The following is a 20,983-nucleotide window of genomic DNA, read 5'->3' on the forward strand; positions in this document are numbered from 1 at the left end:
TTCCTCAGTGGGCGGGCCGGAACTGATGCAGCACGAGTTTGTCGCCGCTCGGGATGGCGTCGAAGGTCTGGTAGAAGACCTCGACGGGCATGCCGACCTCGATCGCTTCGGGTTCGATGTCGCACAGGTTCGACACGATGCGCACTCCCTCGTCGAGTTCGATCAGTGCGACGACATAGGGGTATTCGAGGAAGGGCAGCGGCGGATACTTCGGCATCACGAAGCTGTAGACCGTGCCACGGCCGGTCGATTCGATGGAATCCCATTTCAGCGATTGACAATTGCCGCACATCGGGCGCGGCGGCACGCGCAGGGTGCTGCAGTCCGCGCACCGCTGGATGAGCAGCTTGTGTTCGGTGAGACCCGACCAGAAGAACTCGGTGTCCGGGCTGATCGAGGGGGCGAGTCTGGTGGCCATCAATTTCCCGTCTTGAATCGCAGGGTGCGAAATCGTTGGCGACCGATGACGTCACCGTTCTGATCGCGGTAGGTGGTAATCCAGGTGACGAAGAAGCCGTTGCCCATGGCCGTCTTCTTTTCATCCGAGATCGTCTCGAACACGGTTTCCGCGGTGATCTCGTCGCCGACGCTCGGGTACCGCTCGATCTCGAACTCCGAGTTGGTCGCGACGGTGCCCGTGTATCCGGCGTCCGCGAGAAATTGGAGCGGATTGTTCTTGATTTCCACCGGAACTCCGCCGCGCTCGTGGATACCCGCGAGCTTGGGTGGCGCCATCGTCCAGGACTGCAGCATCACCGGCGACGAGACCAGGCCACCGTAGCGGGACGAAGCGGCGAACTCCGGGTCCAGGTATGCGGGGTTCATGTCATCGAGTGCGTACGCCCAGTGCCGAATCATCGCCGGATTCACTGGATCTGGCGCCTTGGCGGGCTGTCCAGAACTGATCGGCTTTCCGATCAACGCGTCGAGGCGCTGCCGCAGTTCATCTTTGGTTGCTTCGGTCACCGTTCGGTCTTCCCTTCTGAAGTTTTCTACGATGCGCTGGCCCGCATGTCCCGGGGTGCGCGCGGCATCCCGAGGCCGGCCATGGCGATGATGTCGCGTTGCAGTTCGTTGGCGCCCCCGCCGAAAGTGTTGATCACGGCGAGGCGGTAGGCGCTCTCCAGCTCACCTTTGAGGGGAGCTGTCACGTCTTTGCGAACACCGGCCTGGCCCACCACGTCGAGCAATTCGCGCGCCACCTGCTGTGTAAGTTCGGTGCCGAAAACCTTTGCGGCAGAGGCCTGCCCCATGCCCAGCGCACCGGAGCTCATGGTGGCGTTCACCCGCAGGTTCAGCAGCCGGTATGCGGCGACCTGAGCCTCGACGCGGGCAAGGGCATGTTGCACCCACGGCTGATCGATGACCATGCCGTCATCGAGCGACGTGGTTTGGGCCCATTTGAGGGTTTTGCGGAACAAGGGTTCCAAGGCGCCGAGGTTGCCCAGTGCCGCCCGCTCCAAGTTGAGCTGGTTCGTCACCAGCTTCCATCCCTCGTTTTCACCCAGCACGATGGCGCTCTCGGGGACCCGGACGTCGTCGTAAAACGTGTAGTACGTCGAGACGCCCGGCATGGTGTGCAGCGGCTTCCAGGAAAACCCGGGAGAATCGGTGGGGACGATGAACAGGGTGATGCCCTTGTGTTTCTTGGCATTTGGATCGGTGCGGGCGGCCAGCCAGATGTAGTCGGCGAACTCGGCGCCGCTGGTGAACATCTTTGACCCATTGATGACCCATCCCGCCTCTGGCTCGTTGCCGTCGCGCACCGCGCTGGTGCGCAGCGAAGCAAGGTCGCTGCCAGCACCGGGTTCGGAATAGCCGATCGCGAACTCGACGGTGCCTTTCAGGATCGCGGGCAAGAACTTGTTCTTTTGCTCCTCGGTGCCGAACTGGATGAGGGTGGGTCCCACCGTGTTGAGGGTGATCATCGGCAATGGCGCGTTCACTCGTCGTGCTTCTTCGGCGAAGATGTATTGCTCGAGTGCGGTCAAGCCGCCACCACCGTATTCGACGGGCCACGCGACACCGAGCAGCCCGGCCTCGCCGAGTGCTCGCCGGCACTCGGTTATGGCTGCGCCTCCCTCCATCAGGCCAGCCACGGCGGCTCGTCGCTCAGGGGTCATGACGGCTTCGAGTCGTTCCCGATAGTCTTTGCGGAGCTGTTCCTGTTCGGGCGTGTAATCGAAATCCATCAGCGGTTGCCTCCCAATCGGACAGGCATGCGCTTTACACCGGGAACCATGGTGGCGCGAAGCCGCGTCACGTCCCCGGTCAGCTCGATGGATGGATAGGCGCCCAGTAGCACTTCGAACATCACCCGCGCCTCGAGCCGTGCGAGCTGTGCCCCTAGACAAGCGTGTTCCCCGGCGCCGAAGGCGATGTGCGGGTTCGGGTTACGCGTGATATCGAACTCTTCGCTGGTGGGGCCGAAAATCTCTTCGTCGCGGTTGGCTGCTCCGTAAAGCATCACGACGGTGTCACCCGCCTTGATCTGTTGGCCTCGTATCTCAACGTCCTCGGTTGCGCAGCGCGCCATGTGGGTGACCGGGCTGGTGAACCGCAGCATCTCCTCGACCGCACAGGGCAGCAACGACGGGTCCGAACGCAGCAGGGCGAACTGGTCGGGGTGATCGATCAGGGCCAGGGTGCCGAGGGCAATCAGGTTGCGGGTGGTCTCGTTACCCGCCACCAGCAACAGAAAGGAGAAATTGAGGAGATCCTCGTCGGACAGGCGCTCACCGTCGACCTGCGCCGCCGCCAAGATGCTCAGTAAGTCGTCCTGTCCGCTGACCTCCCCGGAACGTCGCGCGGCGATCAGCTGGGTGAAGTATTCGTAGAGCTGGCCCAGCGCCACCAGGTGATCCAGCTCGATGTCGGGGTCGGCGGTGCCGACGGCAGCATCCGACCAGGTCCGAAACTGTTCCCAATCCTCTGGTGGAGCGCCGAGCATCTCGGCGATCATCCGCGTCGGAAGAGGGGCGGCGATCTCCTCGGCGAACTCATAGTCTCGCGACGGGTCAATACCATCAAGGATGCCCTTCACGATCTCGCGCACTTTGGGTTCCAGCAGCGTCACCTGGCGGCGGGTGAAGCCGGAATTGATGAGTTTCCGCAATTGCCGATGGCGTGGCGGATCGGTGAAGATCAGATTGCCTTCTTGAACCGGCGAGGGCTGAGCCGGATCTGGGATCGATATGCCCTTGGTCGAGGTAAACGTCAAGGGATGACCCGAAACGAAGCGCACATCCTCGTATTTCAACAGCGCCCAGAAGTTGGTGACGTCGTTCCATACCACCGGGGTGGTGTTACGAAGCTCTCGGTAGGTCGGGTACGGATCGCCGGCGTAGAAGTCCGGCGAATGCAGAGGGGCTGTTGTCGTGGGCACCGCACGCCTTCCTGGAGGGCCTTCCGTAAGGTTTGTGCTGTTCGGACAGATGGAACGAAAATGTCCGTTTGCAAGTTGTCTACCCGACATTCGGGAGCGCTGTCAATCGTGGGATATGACGCCCCCTCGTAGTGCCGTTATCGTTGACGATGGCCTCGTTGCAGGTGTACATACAGTTTGGATATGTCTGTTCTCAGCATTCGGAAGGCGGGCGTGTGATGCCTGGCGTGCGTGCCATGGTCGAGACGTATGGCCACTACATCGACGGACAGTGGATCGATGGGGACAGTGGCCGCTACGACGTCGTCAATCCCGCGACGGAACAGGTGGTATCCACCGCGCCGGACGCGAGCGTGGCGCAGGTCGAGCGAGCGATTGCCGCCGCCCGGGCGGCTTTCGACCATGGCCCGTGGCGCTTCGCCGAGCCGGCGCAGCGGGCCCGCTGCCTGCAACAGCTCAGCGATGCCTTGATGGCCAACGGCGAGGAGACTTATGCCCTGGCGCAAGCTGAGTGGGGTTGTTCGGCCAATGAACGGCTGATTCACGTCGAAGGTCCGGCCTTCATGGTCGGACATGCCGCCGAGCTGGCGATGGAGCCGGCTGAGGCGCCGATGGACGCATGGGGGGCGGCGGGGACCACGCTGTTGCGCTACGAACCGCTCGGTGTGGTCGCTGCCATGACGCCGTGGAACTTTCCGCACACCCTCAATGTGATGAAGTTGGGGGCTGCGCTGGCGGCCGGCAACACCCTCGTGCTCAAGCCGTCACCGTTGACTCCGCTGGCTGGGCTTGCCTTGGCGCGCCTCATCCATGAAAACACTGATATACCAGCGGGGGTCGTGAATGTGGTCACCCCGACGAGTGTCGAGGCCAGCAGGATCTTGACCCTTGACCCGCGGGTCGACATGGTCAGCTTCACCGGTAGCTCTACCGTGGGCCGCGATGTCATGGCTGGTGCGGCCAGCACGATGAAGCGCGTCCTGCTCGAGTGCGGCGGCAAGTCGGCGACGATCCTGCTACCCGACGTGGACGTCACCGACGAGCTGTTGGCTCGGTTGTTGTTCGAGGGCTGCACCATGCATGCCGGCCAGGCGTGCATCCTGAACAGTCGGCTATTGCTGCCCGACTCGCTTCACGACGATGTGGTCGCTCGACTGTCCGAACTGGCCCGGGCTGTGGTGATCGGCGACCCAGCCGATCCCGCGGTCACCATGGGTCCGCTGATCAGCCGTGAACACCTGGACCGGGTGGAGGGTTTCGTCCGGCGGGCGGAAGCAGACGGGGCCACCGTGGTGGCCGGCGGAGCACGTCCGAAAGACCTGAGCAGCGGCTTCTACTTCGAGCCGACCATACTGACCGATGTGTCGGCCGATTCGTACATCGCTCAGGAGGAGGTGTTCGGCCCGGTGTTGACCGTGTTGCGCTACCGCGACGACGACGATGCGGTGGCAATTGCCAACAATTCGGCATATGGGCTGGGCGGTGCGGTGTGGGGCGCTGACGTTGAGCGCGCGTTGGCGGTTGCACGCCGGATCCGCACCGGCCAGGTGTCAATCAACGGGACCATTCCGGGAGATGCCCCCTTTGGGGGCTTCAAGCAGAGCGGTATCGGCCGCGAGGGCGGCGTGCTTGGGCTGCGGGCGTACATGGAGCCCAAGGCAATTGGAGTGCCCGCGTGAATCGGCCGCTGGCAGGCCTGCGCGTAGTCGAGCTGGCGACCGAGATCGCCGGGCCGTACTGCACGAAGTTGCTGGTCGATCTCGGCGCTGATGTGTGCAAGGTCGAAACTCAAAGTGGTGATCCGCTGCGGGGCTGGGGGCCGTTTCCGGCTGACCGGCCAGATCCGGAGCGCAGTGGATTGTTCGAGTACCTCAACGCCGGGAAACGCGGCACGACAATGGACCTGGCGCTGCCTGACAACCTTTCGAGCTTGCACGAACTCATCGCCGCTGCCGACATCCTGGTGGAAAGCCTGCCTGCTGGGGCGCCCGAACGTGCAGAGTACGGACTGGATCGAGAAGCGCTGTCGCGGCTCAATCCCGGCCTGGTCGTAGTCCGGGTCTCAAGCTTCGGCCAGGACGGACCGCTTCGAGACCAGGTGACGACGTCGCTGACCTTGCAGGCGGCGTCGGGTTGGGTCAACCTGCGCGAGCCGGGTCGCCCGCCGGTACAGGCCGGTGCCCGCATCCCCGAGTACGTTGCCGGCGCCTACGCGGCGCTCGGGGGCCTGACGGCGCTGCGTTGCGCAGCCGCGGCTAACCAGGTCATCGAGGTGGACGTCTCGATGTTCGAATCGCTCCTGTCGACCCTGCCTTATCCGATGCTGATGGCTGAACGGCTGAAAAGCCTTGGCTTGCCCACCAATTCCAAGGCGGCACCGATGCTGGGTATCGTCCGCGCCGCTGACGGCTGGATCGGGATCAACTGCCTCACCGGCCAGCACTGGCTCGACGTCTGTGCCATGGTCGGGTTGCCGGAGTTCGGCGAGTTGCAACTGGCGATCATGCTCGGCGGCCCCGAGCGCGACGAGTTCTTTGCCAAGGCTCAGCCGTTTTTCGATGCGATGACGGTCGCGGAGCTGGTGGAGCTCAGCCAGGCGATGCGGATCCCCGCGGCGCCGGTGTGTGCTGGGGACACCATCATGGATTGTCCGCAGTATGACGACCGCGGATTCTTCATCGAGGCCGGCGGTGATGAATGGCGATTCACCCGGCCCGGACCGCCGTTTCGTCTGTCGAAAACGCCTGTTGCACCATCGCTTCCGGCGCCCGCCCGGACCTCCGGCAAGCCGCAAGGCTGGCCGCAGCGGGATGGCTGGCCGGAGGTCGCCGTCGACGCCGACGAATCGGGGCCGTTTCCGGGTCTGAAAGTCTTCGACCTGAGCACGTTCTGGGCTGGCGCATACCTGACGTGCTACCTGGGCGCATTCGGGGCAGATGTCATCAAGGTCGAGTCCATACAGCGTCCCGACGGGCACCGCTTCTCGGGCGCGTTACTACGGCAAGGGGATGACTGGTACGAACGGGGGCCACTCTGGCAGGGCACCAACCTCAATAAGCGTGATATCACCCTGGACCTCGGCTCGGCCACCGGTCGCGAATTAGCGTTGCGCCTGGCGGCCGAAGCCGATGTGGTGGTGGAGAACTTCTCGCCGCGCGTGGTGGAGCAGTTCGGGCTGGACTACGCCTCGCTCACGCAGGTCAATCCAAACGTCATCATGGTGCGCATGCCCGGATTCGGACTGGCCGGGCCGTGGCGCGATTACGTGGGCTGGGCGCTCAACATCGAACAGGTCTCAGGCATGTCGGCCGCGACCGGGTATCCAGACGGTCCGCCATGCAACCTACAGGGCCCCGCCGATCCCATCGCAGGCGTGCATGCCGCAATCGCGTTGCTCGCCGCACTAGCGCACCGGAGACGCACCGGCGAGGGTCAGCTCATCGAGGTCGCACAGGTGGAAACCGGTGCGGCGGTGACCGCCGAGCCCGTCATCGAGTACTCGCTGACTGGGAAAGTGCGCCCGCGTGAGGGAAATCGGCACCGGAGCTACGCACAAGGTGTCTATCCGACCAGCGTCGAGGACGAGTGGGTCGCCCTGTCGGTACGCGACGACACCGATTGGTTCGCAGTCCTGGATGCCATGGGGCAAGGTGCACTGCGGGATGACTCGCGCTTCACCACCCCAGCAGCCCGGCTGCTCAACCATGACGCGTTTGACGAGACGCTGGCGGAGTGGACTGGCACCCAGCCCCCCGACGCGTTGGTGGCGGCGCTGTCGCGGCGCGGTGTGCCGGCGGCGCGACTGCTGACCTCCGACCGGATGTACGACGTAGACCAGCTCGATGCGCGTGGTTATTACCAGGAGCTGGAGCATTCGATCACCGGGCGACATCGATTCCCAGGCTGGCCATTCCGGATTTCACCCGGCACCGGCCGGCATCACCGGTCGGCGGCGCCCACCCTCGGCCAGCACAACGGGCAGGTACTGGCGGCGCTGGGGCTTTCCGCTGAGGAAATCGCGGTGTTGTACCAGCAACAGGTAATCGGTGAGCGGGTTTTGAATGCCTAGGCGATCATTGCGGCGATGGTGTCGACGACGCACGCCGGACGGTCGGAACCTTCTACTTCGACGGTGACCCGGACGGTGGCCCGTCCACCTCTGTCGTTGCGCTCTATCCGGAGGAGTTCGGCTCCTGCCCTGATCCTGGAGTCCACCGGGACCGGGGCAGGGAAGCGTAGTTTGTCGGATCCATAGTTCACCTGCATCGACAGTCCCGTGACCCGATAGATCTGTTGCACCAGAATCGGCACCAACGACAAGGTCAGGTAGCCGTGGGCGATTGTCTTGCCGTACGGGCCGGTTGCCGCCTTCTCCGGATCGACATGGATCCACTGATGGTCACCCGTCGCTTCGGCGAACAGGTCGATTTCCTGCTGAGTCACGCGACGCCAGTCGCTGTAGCCCAGGTGCTGGCCGACCTGCGCTTCGAAGGCGTCGATCCCGTCGTAAACCTTGGCGACGGCGGCTGTCATACCGCGACCTTCAGACCCAACTGCTCGATTGCGTTGCCTCCCATGATCTTCGCCTTGACGGCATCGGGAACACCGGCAAGCCTGTCCACGAAGCTCAGCGGGTCACCGATGCCCTCCGGATGAGGGAAGTCCGAACCGAACATCACGTGATCCTCACCCATGATGTCGATGATTCCGTTGATGTCGTCTTCCAGGAACGGGTGAATGTAGATGTTGCGCTTGAATACTTCGACGGGATGCTCGTCGAACTCTTTGGGCATGATCCGGTAAGCGGTGTTGAGCTGTTCGAGCAGATTGCGCACCCAGCCACTACCGTTCTCGACGCACAGGATCTTCAGATCCGGGAAACGTGAGAGCGCACCGTGACAGATCATCGCAGCCAAAGTGTCCTCAATCGCGCGGTGCCCCATCACCACTTCGCGCAGTGCGCTGGGCTTGAACGACAGGTACTCGTCGCCGCCCTCCCATTCCATGAGGTGCTTCTGGTAGCCGCTGTCGGAGGCGTGCATGGTCACCGGCATGCCTGCCTTGACGACCTCCTCCCAGAACGGATCGAATTCGGGCAAACCCATCGAACGCGAGCCACCGAAGCGACTCGGTACCGGTGCGGGACGGACCAGGAACGTCTTCATGCCCCGTTCTAGACACCAGTGGAATTCCCGGATGGCTTCGTCTACCAGGGGTAGGCAGATGACCGGGGTTGCGAAGATTCGGTTCTGATAGTTGAACGTCCAGTGCTCATGCATCCACTCGTTGAGCGCGTGGATGATGGCGTGGGTGAGGATGACGTCGTCGGTGGTGCGCTCTTCGATGAGACTGGCGAGCGTGGGATACATCACACACTGGTCGATGCCCAGCTCGTCCATCAACTCGAGCCGGGGAGCCGGGAACTGGTATGCGGGAATGACATCCATTGCTTCACCGATGAATTCACGGAATGTGAGGCCTTCGGGATTGTTACCCAGGAAGTAATCTTCGGCGCTGCCCGGCCTGGCGACGCGTGCGAAGGTTGGGTTGGGGATCATGTGGCTGATGTGGTCCTTCACGACCAGCTTCGGCCGACCGTTCACCTCGACATAGCCGACCTTGCCGCGGTGCTCCCTCGGCAGATATTTGGTCAGCGCGTCCGTCGTCTCGTACATGTGGTTGTCGATGTCGAAAACCGGGTACGGCAGGGAACGGGCAGGCATGTCACTTCCTCCTGAGCAGCGGATATGGCCATTTACGCTCGGTGAAAATGACGTTATCATCTTCGGATCCAAGCGTCGACCACGGCATCGGCAGTGGTGACCGTGGCCAGCAACGCGAGACTGTTGTCGATGATCGACTGCGCGTATTCGCGTGGATACCCGCTGACCGCGTCGCGCGGCAACACGAACTGATATCCGCGGTTGACGGCATCCATCACCAGATTGGGGATGGCAATATTGACTGAAACGCCAACGCCCACAATGGTCTTGATATTCAGGTTGCGCAGCACCGAATCAAGGTCGGTGCCGCACATGGGTCCGACGCCGTGGGTGCGGGTAAGGACCAGGTCGCTGGGCTCCGGACCCAACTCCGGTAGCAACGACGCGCCCGCGCTGCCCGGGGTGAGGTCGACGGCGAACGATTTGCCGGCAGCGAACAGTCGGGCATTGGTGTTGGAACCTCGCCCGTCGGCGCGCCGCTGGACGAGGCAGTGCACCACCGCTACCTCGGCCGACCTCGCGGCGGAAACCAGCTTGGCGATATTCGGAATAGCCTCGCGGCGAGCTTCTTCCGCGAGCAGGGGCAGACCGGCCTGGGGGCCGATGACACCGCCCTGGCATTCCTGGGTCACCAGCGCGGTGGTGGCGGGATCCAGTAGTTCGTGCAGGCTCGGCTGAGGCATGAGAACAGAGGTTATCGTGTAGCGATAAAACTCTTTGGCGAAGGCCTGCGCTCGTTCGATGACCTCCGCGCGGTCGGATCCCGGCGGCGCGATGGTCAGCCAGGTGACCCCAGCCCGGGTCAGTTTGTCGATGGTGTCGTGACGTTCGTCATTCGACCTGGTGTCGTCCAACAGATTTCCTGCCGAGAAGCAGATGTCGAGCGCAGCGGTGCGGCCGATCTGGACCGCGTATTGCCGCGCCCAGCCGATTGCGGCTTCCAGCTCCTCGATGGTCGAGATCTCCGCGGTCCGGGACGCCGTGGCGTAGCCGAATGTGTTGAACGGGGCCCACCCTTGCGCACGTGAGACGGCGCGCCGGATGGCCGGCTTGCTGTTACCGCCCACCCATACCGGTGGAAGGGTTTGTGGCAGTGGGCGCAAGCGGACACCTCGGGAGGTGAACGACGTGCCCTGGTAGGCGATGTCCTCGCCGGTGAGAACTTTCGACAGCACGTCCAGTGCCTCGTCGAGCAGAGCGCCGCGATTGTCGAAATCGACGCCCAACGCTCGGAACTCCGGCTTCAGGTAGCCCGCGGCGGTTCCGAGGATGAGCCGCCCGTTCGACAGCACCGCAAGGCTTTGAATCGATTTCGCGCCGAGGAAGGGGTTGCGATAGGCCGCGATGTAGACGTTGGTCAGTAGTTTGACATTGGTGGTGGCCGCGGCGGCGAATGCCAGCGCGACGAAAGGGTCCAGGGCGTGGTGGCCCCCGTGGTCGAGCCACTTGGCGTCCGGTGCCGGATGGTCGGTGACGTGTACTGCGGCGAATCCGCTTGCCTCCGCCGCCTTTGCGATGTCGCTGATCGCTTCCGCGGAGACGAACTCCCCAACCGCCTCGACTCGCTGGGTGGGCAATTCGAGGGAGTATGAAATGGTCACTGCTGTCCTTTCATCAACAAGAGCGTGGCCAGGCGCTCCGCGTGGTAATCCGGTGTCCCGAAGATCAACTGGCTGGCCTTAGCCCGGCGAACGTAGAGATGGGCATCGTGTTCCCAGGTGAAGCCGATGCCGCCGTGAATTCGCATGTTGTCCAGGCTCAGCTGTAGGAACGCCTCGGAACACACCATCTTCGCGACCGACGCGGCGATCGCCAGTTCGTCGGCCTCTGCCACCTCAGCGGCGTGCATCGCGGCCGAACGGGCCCCCTCGACCAACACCAGCATGTCCGCGCAGCGGTGCTTGACGGCTTGGAAGCTGCCAATCGCCCGGCCGAACTGAATTCGGCGTTTGGCGTAGTCGACGGCCATGTCGAGGCAGCGTTGCGCCGCGCCGACCTGTTCTGCGGCCAGCGCGACGACGGCTTCATCCGCGGTGCGACCCAGATATGCCGCGGCATCACCGTCGGTTCCGATCAGTTCGGCCGGGACGCCGTCGAACTCCACGCGAGCGACCTTGCGGGTGCGGTCAAGTGTGGTCAGTTCGGTACGGCGCAAGCCCTCCGACCGACCCTGGGCTGCGAACAGCGAGATGCCGGCCCCGGTTCGCGCGGCCACCAGCACGACATCGGCCGTGTGGCCGTCGAGGACGAGCGGTGCCTGTCCATGAATCCGGTGAACTGCGCCATCCGGCTCCGCTCTGATTGTGACGGCGGCCGGATCCCATGCGTCGAGTCGGCCATCGAGGATCAGCGTGCCAGTGCTTGACCCGTCCAGGAATTGCGGGATGAACCGCTCTATCGCGGACCGATCACCACTGGCCACGATCGCCTGTGTGGCCAGCACGACGGTGGCGAAATACGGGGAGCACAGCAGCGCGGCACCCATCTCTTCTAAAACCACCGCGAGTTCGGCCATGCCGGCGCCGGCCCCGCCCCACTTCTCGGGCACGGCGATGCCGGTCAGGCCGAGCTCGCGGGCGATTTGCCGCCAAGCTGTCGCGTCGAAACCGCTGTCGGTCACCATCAGCCGGCGCACGGTCTCGCTGGACGACGTCTCGGACAAGTAGTCGCGAACGACGCGGCGGAGGTCGTCGACCTCGGTTGCCGGCACAGGTGACCTCCTGCCCACCGATCACGTTGTCTTCCAGCGGGGTTGCCGAAGCACGTGTTCCGGGGCATTGCGTTAGGACAGGCCCGGGATAAGCGTTGCCGCATCAGGATAGTATGTTTTCTGAAATTAGAGAATATTCATTCTCGTAAGAAGGGGACACGCGGTGAGGAAACTCGACTACGGGATCTTTGATTGCGACACGCACTGCTACGAGACGCGCGACGCGTTCACCCGCTACCTGCCCAAAGCATTTCACGACCGCGCCATCGCACCCGTCGTCACCGCCGACGGAAAGGAAGTCATCCTCGCCGGACATCGCGTCGCGACCTTCAATAGTGAAGCCGGCTTGGGTTTCGACCTGGCCTACCGGCCCGGCTCGCTCAAGGAGATGCTCAAACAGATGGGCTCAGGGAACCCGGACGAGACCTACGAGCCGCAGCCGATGCAGCCCGAATACCTCGAGCGCCAGCCGAGGCTCAACGTGATGGCCCAGCAGAACGTCGAACGCGCAGTGATCTTCCCGGCGGGCATGGCGCTGGCCGCCGAGCACTACGTCGACGACACCGAAGCCCTGTATGCCAACCTGCGGTCGTTCAACCGGTGGTTCAACGAGACTTGGGGCTTCAACTATCAGGACCGCCTCTATGCGACCGCATTGCTTTCGCTACGTGACCTCGAGTCAGCGATCAAAGAGACCGAAGCGATCATCGAGCAGGGCGCCCGACTGGTGCTGTTGCCGACGGGGCCCGCCTACGGGCGCTCCCCGGGCGACCCGTATTTCGACCCGGTCTACGCCCGGCTGCAGGAAGCCGGATGCACTCTCGTCTTCCACATCCAGCCGTACTGGTACTTCGACACCATCTCGCCGGCCTGGGGACACAACCCCGATCCCGCTGCATGGCACATGTCCGCCTGGCAGTGGATGAACATCTACGGACAGCGCCCAATCGAGGACACTCTGTCCGCGCTCATCTTCGACAATCTGTTCGGGCGTTTTCCGGGCCTGAACGTTCTCGTCGCCGAACACGGCGCGGAGTGGGTGCCCCAGTTCGTCGTCCACATGGACAAGAGCCGGGGGATGGGACGCAACGGCCCATGGATTGGTGGAAAGCTCACCGAACGCCCGTCGCAGATCTTCCGTCGCCATGTGGGCGTGGTCCCATACCCCGAGGACGACATCCCGGCCATCGTCGAGCGCCTGGGCTACGACGAATGCCTGCTGATGGGTTCGGACTACCCACACGCCGAGGGCTTGGCCGAACCGGCCGACTTCATCAAACTGCTCGACCCGCTCGACGAATCCGCTAAAAAGCGGATCATGCGCGACAACGCCGACCAGCTGCTCAGTCGGAGCTGACAGCGGAATGGGCCACGAGGACTCGGCCGACATCGACCTCGAATTACTGCGGGCGTCGGCACGGGGCTTCCTTGCCGAACGTGGAGAAAAAGACTCCATCGACGACCTCGCGGCGATGGACTGGACCGGGCTGCTTGTCGAGGAAACGATGGGCGGTGCGGGCTGGCGGCCGATCGAGTCGTGCGTCGTTGCCGAGGAGCTCGGTCGAGCTCAGGACCGGTCCGCGTGGTTGGGGACCGTCGTGGCCGCCGCGGCGGTCGCCTCGGCGCCCGACGAGATCAGGCAGCGCTGGCTACCCGACCTGCTGAGCGGCGCCGCCGCGGCGGGGCTGGTCGCCGATGAGTCCGCGCTGGTCGTTCGTCCGGACGTGTTGAACGTGCTGGTTACTTTGAGCCGCAAAGGAATTCATCTGATCGACGGTTCGGCGGTACGCAATTCTCCCGACCCCGATCTGCTTGACGTCAGCCGCCCGGTTGGGCGAGTCGACATCGCCGGGGTACCGACGGTGCCGATCGGATCACCCGAGCGGGCCGAGGAGTTGACGGCCGTCGCGCGACTGCTCGTCGCAGCCGACTCCATCGGTGCAATGTCCATGACGCTCGCCAGGCTGATCTCCTATCTCAAGGATCGACAGGCCTTCGGCGCACCGATCGCGAGCTTTCAGGCGATCCAACACCGACTGGTGGAATTGTTCGTATTCGAGGTCAAAGGTCGCGCGGTCGTCATGAAGGCGGCACGCGCTCTTGCCGCCGGTGACGATCGTGGGTCCGTGTTGGCGACCGTGGCACACGCATTTGTTACCGCCGGAGCCACCGCGGCAGTGGACGAGTGCATGCAACTATCCGGTGGGATCGGCTTCACGTGGGAGTATCCGCTGCACCATGAGCTGCGTCGGGTCTTCACCAATGGCCAACTGATCGGCACGGCGAGGTCAAGCCGTGCCCGGCTCGCCGAGGTATCCGGCTGGTGAGTGATTTCGGTGGCAGGCCGAGCGCAGAAGAACTGGCGGCCTTCAGGAATCGGGTCAGGCGACACATCGCGGCGCACGCGCCGCCCAGCGAAGCACGGGAAGGGCATCGGGCGCCGGAGACCGCCGAGCAGGAGGCCCGGCTGCGCGCCTGGTTCGCCGCGCTGTTCGACGCCGGCTTCGTCGGCGCGGACTGGCCCGCCGAGCACGGCGGTCGCCCCGACCACCATCCGCTTCATGACCGCATCGTCAGCGAGGAGATCCTGCGGGCCCGGGCGCCACGCCCGGTCGAGCAGGTCAATCTAGCCGCTCATGTACTACTGCACTTCGGCTCCGAGGAGCAGAAGCGCACGCTGCTGCCGCGGATCAGACGGGGCGAGCACGTGTGGTGTCAGTTGCTGAGCGAACCCGATGCCGGCAGCGACATCGCCGGAGTCCGCAGTCGCGGGGTCCGCCGGGATGACGGCAGCTGGGTCCTGGACGGACAGAAGACGTGGATCACCGATGGACATTGGGCCGACATGGGACTGGCGCTCATCCGAACGGATCCGACTTCGTCGCGTCACCACGGCCTGTCCGTATTCACCGTGCCGCTGTCCACGCCCGGCGTGGAGGTCCGGCCGATCCGCACCATCGGCGACGCGATCGAGGTCAACGAGGTCTTTCTGACCGGCGTGGTGCTTGACGCGGACAGCCTCATCGGTGAAGTCGGGCAGGGCTGGTCGATAATCATGGCCGGTCTGGATTTCGAGCGATTCGGCATTGGCGGCAACGTCATCCTGCTCGAACTGTTGATCGAGGACCTCGTGACGGTGGCGCGCAATTCGCAGATCGACGGTATCCCCGCGCTGCGGCACACCGATATCCAGCAAGCCGTCGCCGGACTGGTTGTCGAGGTCGAGGTGGCCAAGGCGTTCATCGACGACCATGTGGAACGGCTCATCGTGGGTGCGGATCAGCCCGGTGACGGCTCGATCGCCAAACTGAGCTTCGCCGAGACGTACCATCGGGTCGCGGCGTACGGTGCTGGACTGGCGGCCACGGCAAGGAATTCGGGCTCGAACGACGCGCATGTCCTTCGGGCCAAAGAGCGTCTGCGAGAATGCTGGCTGTGGTCACGGGCCTATACGATCTCCGGCGGAAGCTCGGAGATGATGCGTAATATCCTCGCGAAGCGTCGGCTGCTGTTACCGAGCCGGTGAACACGCCAGAAGCCGCCGCGACCTATTGGGGTCTCGTCGACGCGGTAGCCGAGACACACCCACACCAAGTGGTGCTCACCGACGACTACGGTCGCAGTCTCACCTGCGCCCAACTGCGCGACGAGGCGCTGCGGACCGCAGCGGGGCTGGCGCAGTGCGGGGTAAGGGCGGGCACCCTGGTCTCCTGGCAACTACCGACGACCCTGGAAACCATGGTGGTGATGGTGGCTCTCACCCGATTGGGTGCGGTGCAGAACCCCATCCTCCCGATCTGGCGTGAGAGCGAAGTCCGGTTCGTCACCGAACAACTCGCGACCGAGGTGTTGATCGTCCCAGGCCGCTGGCGCGGGTTCGACCACACTGCGCTCGCGGATGCCGTGGCGAGCGAACGCGGGATGTCGGTGGTGGTCATCGACCACGATGCACCGGTCACCGACCGGCTTCGGTTGCCTGCCGGTGACCCCGCCGCGCTCGGTGACCCTCCGTCCTCCGGGGAAGACCCACGCTGGATCTATTACTCCTCGGGTACTACGGCCGCGCCGAAAGGTGCTCGCCACTGCGATCGTTCGGTGATCGCCGGTTCTGCCGGGGTGGTCGGCATCGTGGGGGCCTCCAGCAGCGACGTCAACCCGATTCCCTTTCCCATTTCTCATATCGGCGGTGCCGCCATGCTGGCGGCCAGCCTGCGCACCGGAATGCGGTTGGTGCTGTTCGACTTCTTCGACCCCGCGACCACGCCGCGGGCCGTGGCTGCGCACCGCCCCACGCTGCTGGGTACGGCGACACCATTCTTCGTCGCCTTCATGGCGGCGCAACGGGCACACGGCAGCGAACCGCTCTATCCCGAGCTGCGCGGCTGCGTAGGCGGGGGCGCGCCGATCACCGCGGAACTGGGCAGGCAGGTGCGTGAAACGTTCTCCGTGAACGGCGTCGCCAACTCCTGGGGTCTGACCGAGTTCCCGGTCGCGACCTCGCAGACACCTGAGGCGTCCCCTGACCTGCTCGACCGGACGGTCGGGCGCCCCGTTGCCGGCGTTTCGGTACGGGTGGTCGACGACAACGAGAGCGAGGTCGCCGTTGGCGCAGAGGGTGAGCTGCGCCTGAAGGGACCCCAGTGTTTCCTCGGATATGTCGACGGCTCGCTGGACGCCGCGGCATTCGACGCCGACGGGTGGTTCCGCAGCGGAGACCGGGGATGTATCGACGCCGACGGCAATGTCATCATCACCGGCCGGATCAAGGACGCGATAATCCGCAATGCGGAGAACATTTCGGCCCTCGAGATCGAGGGTGTGTTGGCCGCGCATCCCGCGGTCGCCGACGTCGCGGTGGTCGGGGTACCGGATCCTCGTACCGGAGAACGGGTTTGTGCCGTCGTGGTCGCTTCGCCCGGAAGCGACGTCACGCTCGGCGCGCTGGTGCAACATTGTGCGGATCGAGGTTTGAGTCGCCACAAATTCCCGGAACGACTCGAGCTCGTGCCGGCGTTGCCGCGCAACCTCACCGGTAAGGTGCTGAAGAACGAATTGCGTTCGCGTTACTCCTAATCAGCGAGGCCCGTCAAACGCCGATCAATTCCTTCAGGTTGCCGCCCATGACCCGTGCGGTGATGTCGGGAGAAAGGTCGTCGAGTTCGGAAACAAACTCTGCCGGCTCGGCGAGGCCTTCGGGGTGGGGATAGTCGGACCCGAACATCACCCGCTGCGCGCCGAGTATGTCGATGAGGTGTGACATGTCCTCTTCGTGGAACGGGTTGACCCAGACATGCCTGCGAAAGACATCGCACGGATGCTCGCTGAAATCACGGGGTTTCTTGCGGTACACCCGATCGAAAACCTCCATCAGCCGCTGAGCCCAGGAACCCCCGTTCTCGACGACGCCGATACGCAATCCGGGAAAGCGCTCGAACACACCGTGCGCGATGAACGCAGCGAGCGTATCGAAGATGTGGCGGCTCTCTTCGTAGATGAAGCCGCGGAACTTGGTCAATTGAAAGCCTTGGAATTCGTCACCGCCTTCCCAGTCGTTGAGGTAACGGTCGTAACCGGCGTCGGAATTGTGCATCTGCACCGCGATGCCGGCGGACTCGACCAGACGCCAGAAGTCGTCGAATTCGGGCAGTGCGGGCGAGCGTGAGGTGCCGTCTTCACGGGGTACCGGCGCCGGCCTGATCAACACGGTCTTGGCGCCGTTGTCCAGACACCACTTGAGCTCCTCAACTCCCTTGGCCGGATCGTTGAGAGAGATTGCGGGAACGGCAAAGATGCGGTTCTGGTAGTTGAATGTCCAGTCATCGAGCAGCCAGCGGTTGAAGGCGTGGGTTATGGCGTGAGTGAGTTCGGTGTCCGACTTCGTCCGTTCCTCGAGCATGCCTGCGGTCGTTGGGAACATCACCGCACCGTCGACGCCCTGGCGGTCCATCAGCGCCAGACGGAGGTCAGGACGCCGGAACTCGTCGGGGCAACGGATCGGGTTGGCGAGTTCGCGCAACGTCTTGCCTTCCGGGTTGATCCCCCGGTAGTAGTCGGCCCATGCGCCCGGCGTGGGAATGACTTCGTAGGTCGGGTTCGGAATGCACTCGGTGACCACACCGAGGATTTGTAGCTTCGTGCGCCCATTGACCTCAACGAACTTCAGCGCTTCGGAGTACTTCTCCGGCAGGTAGCGGGTGTAGGCATCGATGGTCTCGTACATGTGGTTGTCGGCATCCCAGACCTCGAGTGCTTGTTCATCCGCCACGGTCGACTCCTCCGGTGAGTAACGCAACGGAGATAACTATATCCGAATACGAGAACCAGCATTTCCAGGCGTCCAGATGAGAGGCTTGTGTAGTGACCGCCGTCGACACTCAGGGTCTGACCAGTTATATACCGTGCTGCGGGGCCAACCAGAAAGGCGACCGCCGATCCGATGTCATGTTCCGGGTCCCCGATGCGCCCCAGCGGGATCCGGCGCGAAAGTCGTTCTTCCATGGCAGGTTCGGCTTTGATCGCCGCGGTCATCGCAGGCGAGTATGCCATCGGGGAGACAGCGTTCACGGTGATGAGGTGCGCAGCCCATTCCCGGGCGAGACTTTTTGCGAAGCCGCGCAGTGCACCCTTCATCGTGGCGTACAGCGGAAGCGTCGCGCTGCCCTCGACGCCCGCCGGCGAGGTCATGACCAGGAAGGTGCCGCCTTGCTTTCGGAGGGCCTCGAACGCGGCTGTGGCGCAATGCCGCGCGCCGCGGAGCGACACCGCGAAGTGCTGCTCCCAGAGTCCCCGGTCGACTGCTTGCAGTTCATGCGGCTGGCTGGACAAATTGCTCGTGGCGTTGTGCACCACTGCATCGAGGCGGCCGGTTGTTGTGACCGCGACGTCTACCGCATCCGCCACCGCCGCAGCATCGGTTACGTCGCAACAAGCCCACGTGGCAATGTGTCCACGGGACGTAATCTCCTCAACCGTTGCCAGTCCCGTCTGCGACCGGGTCGCGACGATCACGTGCGCCCCTTCCGAGGCCAAAGCCAGCGCGATGCCGCGGCCGACACCTGCGCCCGCTCCGGTCACCAGGGCCGTCAGACCGGAGAGCGTCACGGCAGCATCATCGATCCGCCATCGACGATGATTGTGTCGCCGACGAGGTGGCCGAGGTGTGGCTGCAGTAGGAATTTCACGGCCTCTACAACTGATCGCACAATTGACGGGTCGTCTGGGAGGGCGGGAGCGGACAAGTGGTTCGCGGCAGCCGCGAGTTGTGGAGCGAATAGTTGCAGGGGGGCCGCCACGGCGTTGACGACGACACCTTGTGAGGCCCATTGGCGCGAGGCCGATTTCGCCATCGCGCGGATGCCCTCGATGGCGGTGGTGTAAGCCACCAGTCCGGCGGCGCCGGCCATGCCGATCGTCGGCAGCACCAAGACGATCCGTCCCTGGGCATGCCGCACCGACAGCCGGGCGTGTTGCAGCGCAGTGAGCGTGTCCCACATAGTGGCATCGACGATCCGGTCCCAGTCATCGGTGTCGAGTGTGTTGAGCGGCTCAGCCGCGGGATCCACGCCGACGACTATGACGACTCCGTCGGCCTGGGGCAGCTCGGGTTCGGTGGGGTCTATGACGCCCGCGTCCAAGCCGGCGGCCAGCGCCGCCGACAGTTCTCCGGCCGGTGCTATGACGACCGTTGCGGTGGACATGTCAGCGACGAGGAACGGCTGACTGCCTGGCCACACGTTCGTCGTGGATTCTCACCAACTCCCGGAAGCCGATGCGCTGATACCGGGGTTTGGGCTGGATGCCCCATTCGTCTTGCGCCGTGCGTTGGCCGGCGGCTTCCGGTGGGCCGCCGAACGGGGGGCCGCCCATCGGATAGGGATGGTGGCATTCGAGTGAGTCATCGGAGAAGCGCACCTTCAGCAACTCACTGCATATCTCGGTCAGGGACAGCGTCGGCCAGCCGTACCAGACTGCCATCACCGGAACCGTCATCGAGCCTTCGATGACCAATCCGAAGAGACAGACATACAACCCTCGTTTGAGCCATCGGTGCATCCGTGCCCAGGTAGACGTCGTGCCGATCGGTAGTGCTGCGGCCGGAGCCGTTGCTTGCGAGCTGGTTTCAGACACCGCGACCCTTCCTTGTCAGTGCAGGCTAGTCGGAGAAGATTTCCCGGTTGACGGTGTGCAGGTAAGGGATGGCCAGAAAGGGTGTGATGTAGAAGATGTTGAACGCCCACCAGCCGAGTACCGGCAGCCCGACGCCGGCATATCTGACGTCCGCGTACATCGTCATGTTGAAGATGTAGCCGGTCCACACGACGATCCCGAACCAGCATGTGACGATGAGCCACTGATGCCCCCAGCGCTTCATCTGCAGGAAAGCGATGGCCGCGGCAATCCGCATCGGGAATGCGATCAGGACGCAGACCATGACCCAGGCCTTTTCGCCGGGCGCGCCGGCGCCGCCGATCCAAAGTTCGTTGTAGTGCCAGAAATAACCGGCGTCGATCAGGTTGCCCCAAGCGGTGAATACGGTGCGGGTGATCAGGGCGTGGTTGGCGAACAGGTCGAGCGCCCAACCGACGCTGTTGAGGGCGGCGTCCAGGATGACGACGTATCCGATGAGGGTGACCATCGTCGGACGGACGGAAAGTCCGTCGCGCTGCGCCTTCCTCAGCAAGTAGAGTCCACGGCAGAACACAACCAGGCCGACAATGCCCAGAACCAGGGTGCCCATCAGTGCGGTGCCCGCGATCAACCATCGGTCGGCCCGTCGCTGTGTCTGGTGAGTCTGATCCTCGTGTTGGTCGATGGCGCGTGACTGGCTCAGCGTCATAGTCGACTACCAGTCCCTGGTCAGGTACATCTGGAGCTGGATAGCGAACATCGCAATCAGCATGCCGTAGATGAAGATCTGGAAAGCGATGAGCCCGCGTCGGCGCCGTCGGTCTTGATCATCCATGTTCCTGGCCTCAGTGTCGGTGAAAGAGTCTGTGCCACAGATAAATCAAAACGTTCCTATGTTCGCCAGCATCCAGTAGAAGAATGCGACCAGGCCGCACATGACTGCCCATGTCACCGCCATGCGGACCAGTTCCTGCCACACGATCGACACCTCCCGCTCCGAAAGTCCTATCGTCCCGTGAGAGTAACATCACTCTCGAT

Annotated in this window: 19 protein-coding genes and 1 pseudogene; 6 read left to right on the forward strand and 14 right to left on the reverse strand. The window is 63.7% G+C overall.

The features are described from left to right. Window positions 1-4: 4 nt before the first annotated feature. From BN972_RS05430 to BN972_RS05445, 4 genes are read right to left on the reverse strand one after another with little or no spacing between them, the layout of a single operon-like run. On the reverse strand, window positions 5-418 hold the full coding sequence (locus BN972_RS05430) for a Zn-ribbon domain-containing OB-fold protein (RefSeq protein ID WP_036353765.1): 414 nt from the start codon (window positions 416-418) through the stop codon (window positions 5-7). Next, entirely contained in the window at window positions 418-966 is a 549-nt protein-coding gene (locus tag BN972_RS05435) for a MaoC family dehydratase (RefSeq protein WP_036353768.1), read from the reverse strand. Before BN972_RS05435 ends, BN972_RS05430 begins: the two co-directional genes overlap by 1 nt. Window positions 967-992: 26 nt before the next feature. Beyond that, window positions 993-2,192 carry an acyl-CoA dehydrogenase family protein gene (locus tag BN972_RS05440; protein ID WP_036353771.1) on the reverse strand — a complete coding sequence of 400 codons (1,200 nt, stop codon included), beginning with the start codon at window positions 2,190-2,192 and terminating at the stop codon, window positions 993-995. Further along, window positions 2,192-3,364, reverse strand: a complete 1,173-nt coding sequence (locus BN972_RS05445; protein WP_036356617.1) for a cytochrome P450 — start codon at window positions 3,362-3,364, stop codon at window positions 2,192-2,194. The genes BN972_RS05440 and BN972_RS05445 overlap by 1 nt, the downstream gene beginning before the upstream one ends. A 239-nt stretch (window positions 3,365-3,603) precedes the next feature. Between BN972_RS05445 and BN972_RS05450 the strand changes: the two genes are divergently transcribed. Both BN972_RS05450 and BN972_RS05455 read left to right on the forward strand, forming a co-directional pair. Beyond that, window positions 3,604-5,064 (forward strand): aldehyde dehydrogenase family protein, encoded by a 1,461-nt coding sequence (locus BN972_RS05450; protein WP_036353772.1) that lies wholly within the window; start codon window positions 3,604-3,606, stop codon window positions 5,062-5,064. Then, entirely contained in the window at window positions 5,061-7,454 is a 2,394-nt protein-coding gene (locus tag BN972_RS05455; RefSeq protein ID WP_036353775.1) for a CaiB/BaiF CoA transferase family protein, read from the forward strand. The genes BN972_RS05450 and BN972_RS05455 overlap by 4 nt, the downstream gene beginning before the upstream one ends. Here the strand turns inward: BN972_RS05455 and BN972_RS05460 are convergent. The 5 genes and pseudogenes from BN972_RS05460 to BN972_RS05480 all read right to left on the reverse strand — a co-directional run bounded on the left by BN972_RS05460 (window position 7,451) and on the right by BN972_RS05480 (window position 11,818). After that, window positions 7,451-7,918, reverse strand: coding sequence for a MaoC family dehydratase (locus tag BN972_RS05460; RefSeq protein WP_036353777.1), 468 nt, complete (start codon window positions 7,916-7,918; stop codon window positions 7,451-7,453). The genes BN972_RS05455 and BN972_RS05460 overlap by 4 nt on opposite strands. After that, a complete protein-coding gene (locus BN972_RS05465) occupies window positions 7,915-9,108 on the reverse strand; it encodes an amidohydrolase family protein (protein WP_036353780.1) in 1,194 nt (397 codons plus the stop codon). The genes BN972_RS05460 and BN972_RS05465 overlap by 4 nt, the downstream gene beginning before the upstream one ends. 56 nt (window positions 9,109-9,164) lie before the next feature. Continuing rightward, on the reverse strand, window positions 9,165-9,791 hold the full coding sequence (locus BN972_RS05470; RefSeq protein WP_036356619.1) for a cysteine hydrolase: 627 nt from the start codon (window positions 9,789-9,791) through the stop codon (window positions 9,165-9,167). A 27-nt stretch (window positions 9,792-9,818) separates the two neighbouring features. Next, window positions 9,819-10,709: pseudogene (locus BN972_RS05475) on the reverse strand (TIGR03619 family F420-dependent LLM class oxidoreductase); the annotation flags it as partial. Beyond that, complete coding sequence (locus BN972_RS05480) at window positions 10,706-11,818, reverse strand: acyl-CoA dehydrogenase family protein (protein WP_036353783.1); 1,113 nt, start codon at window positions 11,816-11,818, stop codon at window positions 10,706-10,708. The gene BN972_RS05480 and the pseudogene BN972_RS05475, both read right to left, overlap by 4 nt. Before the next feature lie 163 nt (window positions 11,819-11,981). On the opposite strand from BN972_RS05480, the gene BN972_RS05485 reads away from it, so the two are divergent. From BN972_RS05485 to BN972_RS05500, 4 genes are read left to right on the forward strand one after another with little or no spacing between them, the layout of a single operon-like run. Further along, entirely contained in the window at window positions 11,982-13,175 is a 1,194-nt protein-coding gene (locus BN972_RS05485; protein ID WP_036353786.1) for an amidohydrolase family protein, read from the forward strand. Between the two features lie 7 nt (window positions 13,176-13,182). Further along, on the forward strand, window positions 13,183-14,145 hold the full coding sequence (locus tag BN972_RS05490; RefSeq protein ID WP_036353788.1) for an acyl-CoA dehydrogenase family protein: 963 nt from the start codon (window positions 13,183-13,185) through the stop codon (window positions 14,143-14,145). After that, the gene (locus BN972_RS05495; protein ID WP_036353790.1) at window positions 14,142-15,344 is read left to right on the forward strand and encodes an acyl-CoA dehydrogenase family protein; all 1,203 of its coding nucleotides are present in this window, start codon (window positions 14,142-14,144) and stop codon (window positions 15,342-15,344) included. Before BN972_RS05490 ends, BN972_RS05495 begins: the two co-directional genes overlap by 4 nt. Further along, complete coding sequence (locus tag BN972_RS05500; RefSeq protein ID WP_036353793.1) at window positions 15,341-16,891, forward strand: class I adenylate-forming enzyme family protein; 1,551 nt, start codon at window positions 15,341-15,343, stop codon at window positions 16,889-16,891. The genes BN972_RS05495 and BN972_RS05500 overlap by 4 nt, the downstream gene beginning before the upstream one ends. A gap of 13 nt (window positions 16,892-16,904) precedes the next feature. Here the strand turns inward: BN972_RS05500 and BN972_RS05505 are convergent, their stop codons facing one another. From BN972_RS05505 to BN972_RS05520, 5 genes are all read right to left on the reverse strand, one after another. Then, window positions 16,905-18,038, reverse strand: coding sequence for an amidohydrolase family protein (locus tag BN972_RS05505; RefSeq protein WP_051545284.1), 1,134 nt, complete (start codon window positions 18,036-18,038; stop codon window positions 16,905-16,907). Next, window positions 17,978-18,919 carry an SDR family NAD(P)-dependent oxidoreductase gene (locus BN972_RS28095; protein ID WP_142277019.1) on the reverse strand — a complete coding sequence of 314 codons (942 nt, stop codon included), beginning with the start codon at window positions 18,917-18,919 and terminating at the stop codon, window positions 17,978-17,980. The genes BN972_RS05505 and BN972_RS28095 overlap by 61 nt, the downstream gene beginning before the upstream one ends. Continuing rightward, a complete protein-coding gene (locus BN972_RS05510) occupies window positions 18,916-19,515 on the reverse strand; it encodes an SDR family oxidoreductase (protein ID WP_036353798.1) in 600 nt (199 codons plus the stop codon). Before BN972_RS05510 ends, BN972_RS28095 begins: the two co-directional genes overlap by 4 nt. A 1-nt stretch (window position 19,516) precedes the next feature. Continuing rightward, window positions 19,517-19,870: a hypothetical protein gene (locus BN972_RS05515; RefSeq protein WP_080696701.1), complete on the reverse strand. Its 354-nt coding sequence runs from the start codon at window positions 19,868-19,870 to the stop codon at window positions 19,517-19,519. Between the two features lie 100 nt (window positions 19,871-19,970). Then, on the reverse strand, window positions 19,971-20,654 hold the full coding sequence (locus BN972_RS05520; RefSeq protein WP_172831239.1) for a hypothetical protein: 684 nt from the start codon (window positions 20,652-20,654) through the stop codon (window positions 19,971-19,973). Between the last annotated feature and the right edge of the window lie 329 nt (window positions 20,655-20,983).

The sequence above is a fragment of the Mycobacterium asiaticum DSM 44297 genome (assembly GCF_000613245.1).
In the GTDB taxonomy this organism is placed as follows: Bacteria; Actinomycetota; Actinomycetes; order Mycobacteriales; family Mycobacteriaceae; genus Mycobacterium; species Mycobacterium asiaticum.

What these genes read in the sequence shown, in the direction of transcription:
- BN972_RS05520 (WP_172831239.1), bottom strand. Translation starts at nt 20,654, where the DNA reads ATGACGCTGAGCCAGTCACGCGCCATCGACCAACACGAGGATCAGACT.
- BN972_RS05510 (WP_036353798.1), bottom strand. Translation starts at nt 19,515, where the DNA reads ATGTCCACCGCAACGGTCGTCATAGCACCGGCCGGAGAACTGTCGGCG.
- BN972_RS05490 (WP_036353788.1), top strand. Translation starts at nt 13,183, where the DNA reads ATGGGCCACGAGGACTCGGCCGACATCGACCTCGAATTACTGCGGGCG.
- BN972_RS05450 (WP_036353772.1), top strand. Translation starts at nt 3,604, where the DNA reads ATGCCTGGCGTGCGTGCCATGGTCGAGACGTATGGCCACTACATCGAC.
- BN972_RS05505 (WP_051545284.1), bottom strand. Translation starts at nt 18,038, where the DNA reads ATGTACGAGACCATCGATGCCTACACCCGCTACCTGCCGGAGAAGTAC.
- BN972_RS05460 (WP_036353777.1), bottom strand. Translation starts at nt 7,918, where the DNA reads ATGACAGCCGCCGTCGCCAAGGTTTACGACGGGATCGACGCCTTCGAA.
- BN972_RS05515 (WP_080696701.1), bottom strand. Translation starts at nt 19,870, where the DNA reads ATGCACCGATGGCTCAAACGAGGGTTGTATGTCTGTCTCTTCGGATTG.
- BN972_RS05470 (WP_036356619.1), bottom strand. Translation starts at nt 9,791, where the DNA reads ATGCCTCAGCCGAGCCTGCACGAACTACTGGATCCCGCCACCACCGCG.
- BN972_RS05465 (WP_036353780.1), bottom strand. Translation starts at nt 9,108, where the DNA reads ATGCCTGCCCGTTCCCTGCCGTACCCGGTTTTCGACATCGACAACCAC.
- BN972_RS05440 (WP_036353771.1), bottom strand. Translation starts at nt 2,192, where the DNA reads ATGGATTTCGATTACACGCCCGAACAGGAACAGCTCCGCAAAGACTAT.
- BN972_RS05430 (WP_036353765.1), bottom strand. Translation starts at nt 418, where the DNA reads ATGGCCACCAGACTCGCCCCCTCGATCAGCCCGGACACCGAGTTCTTC.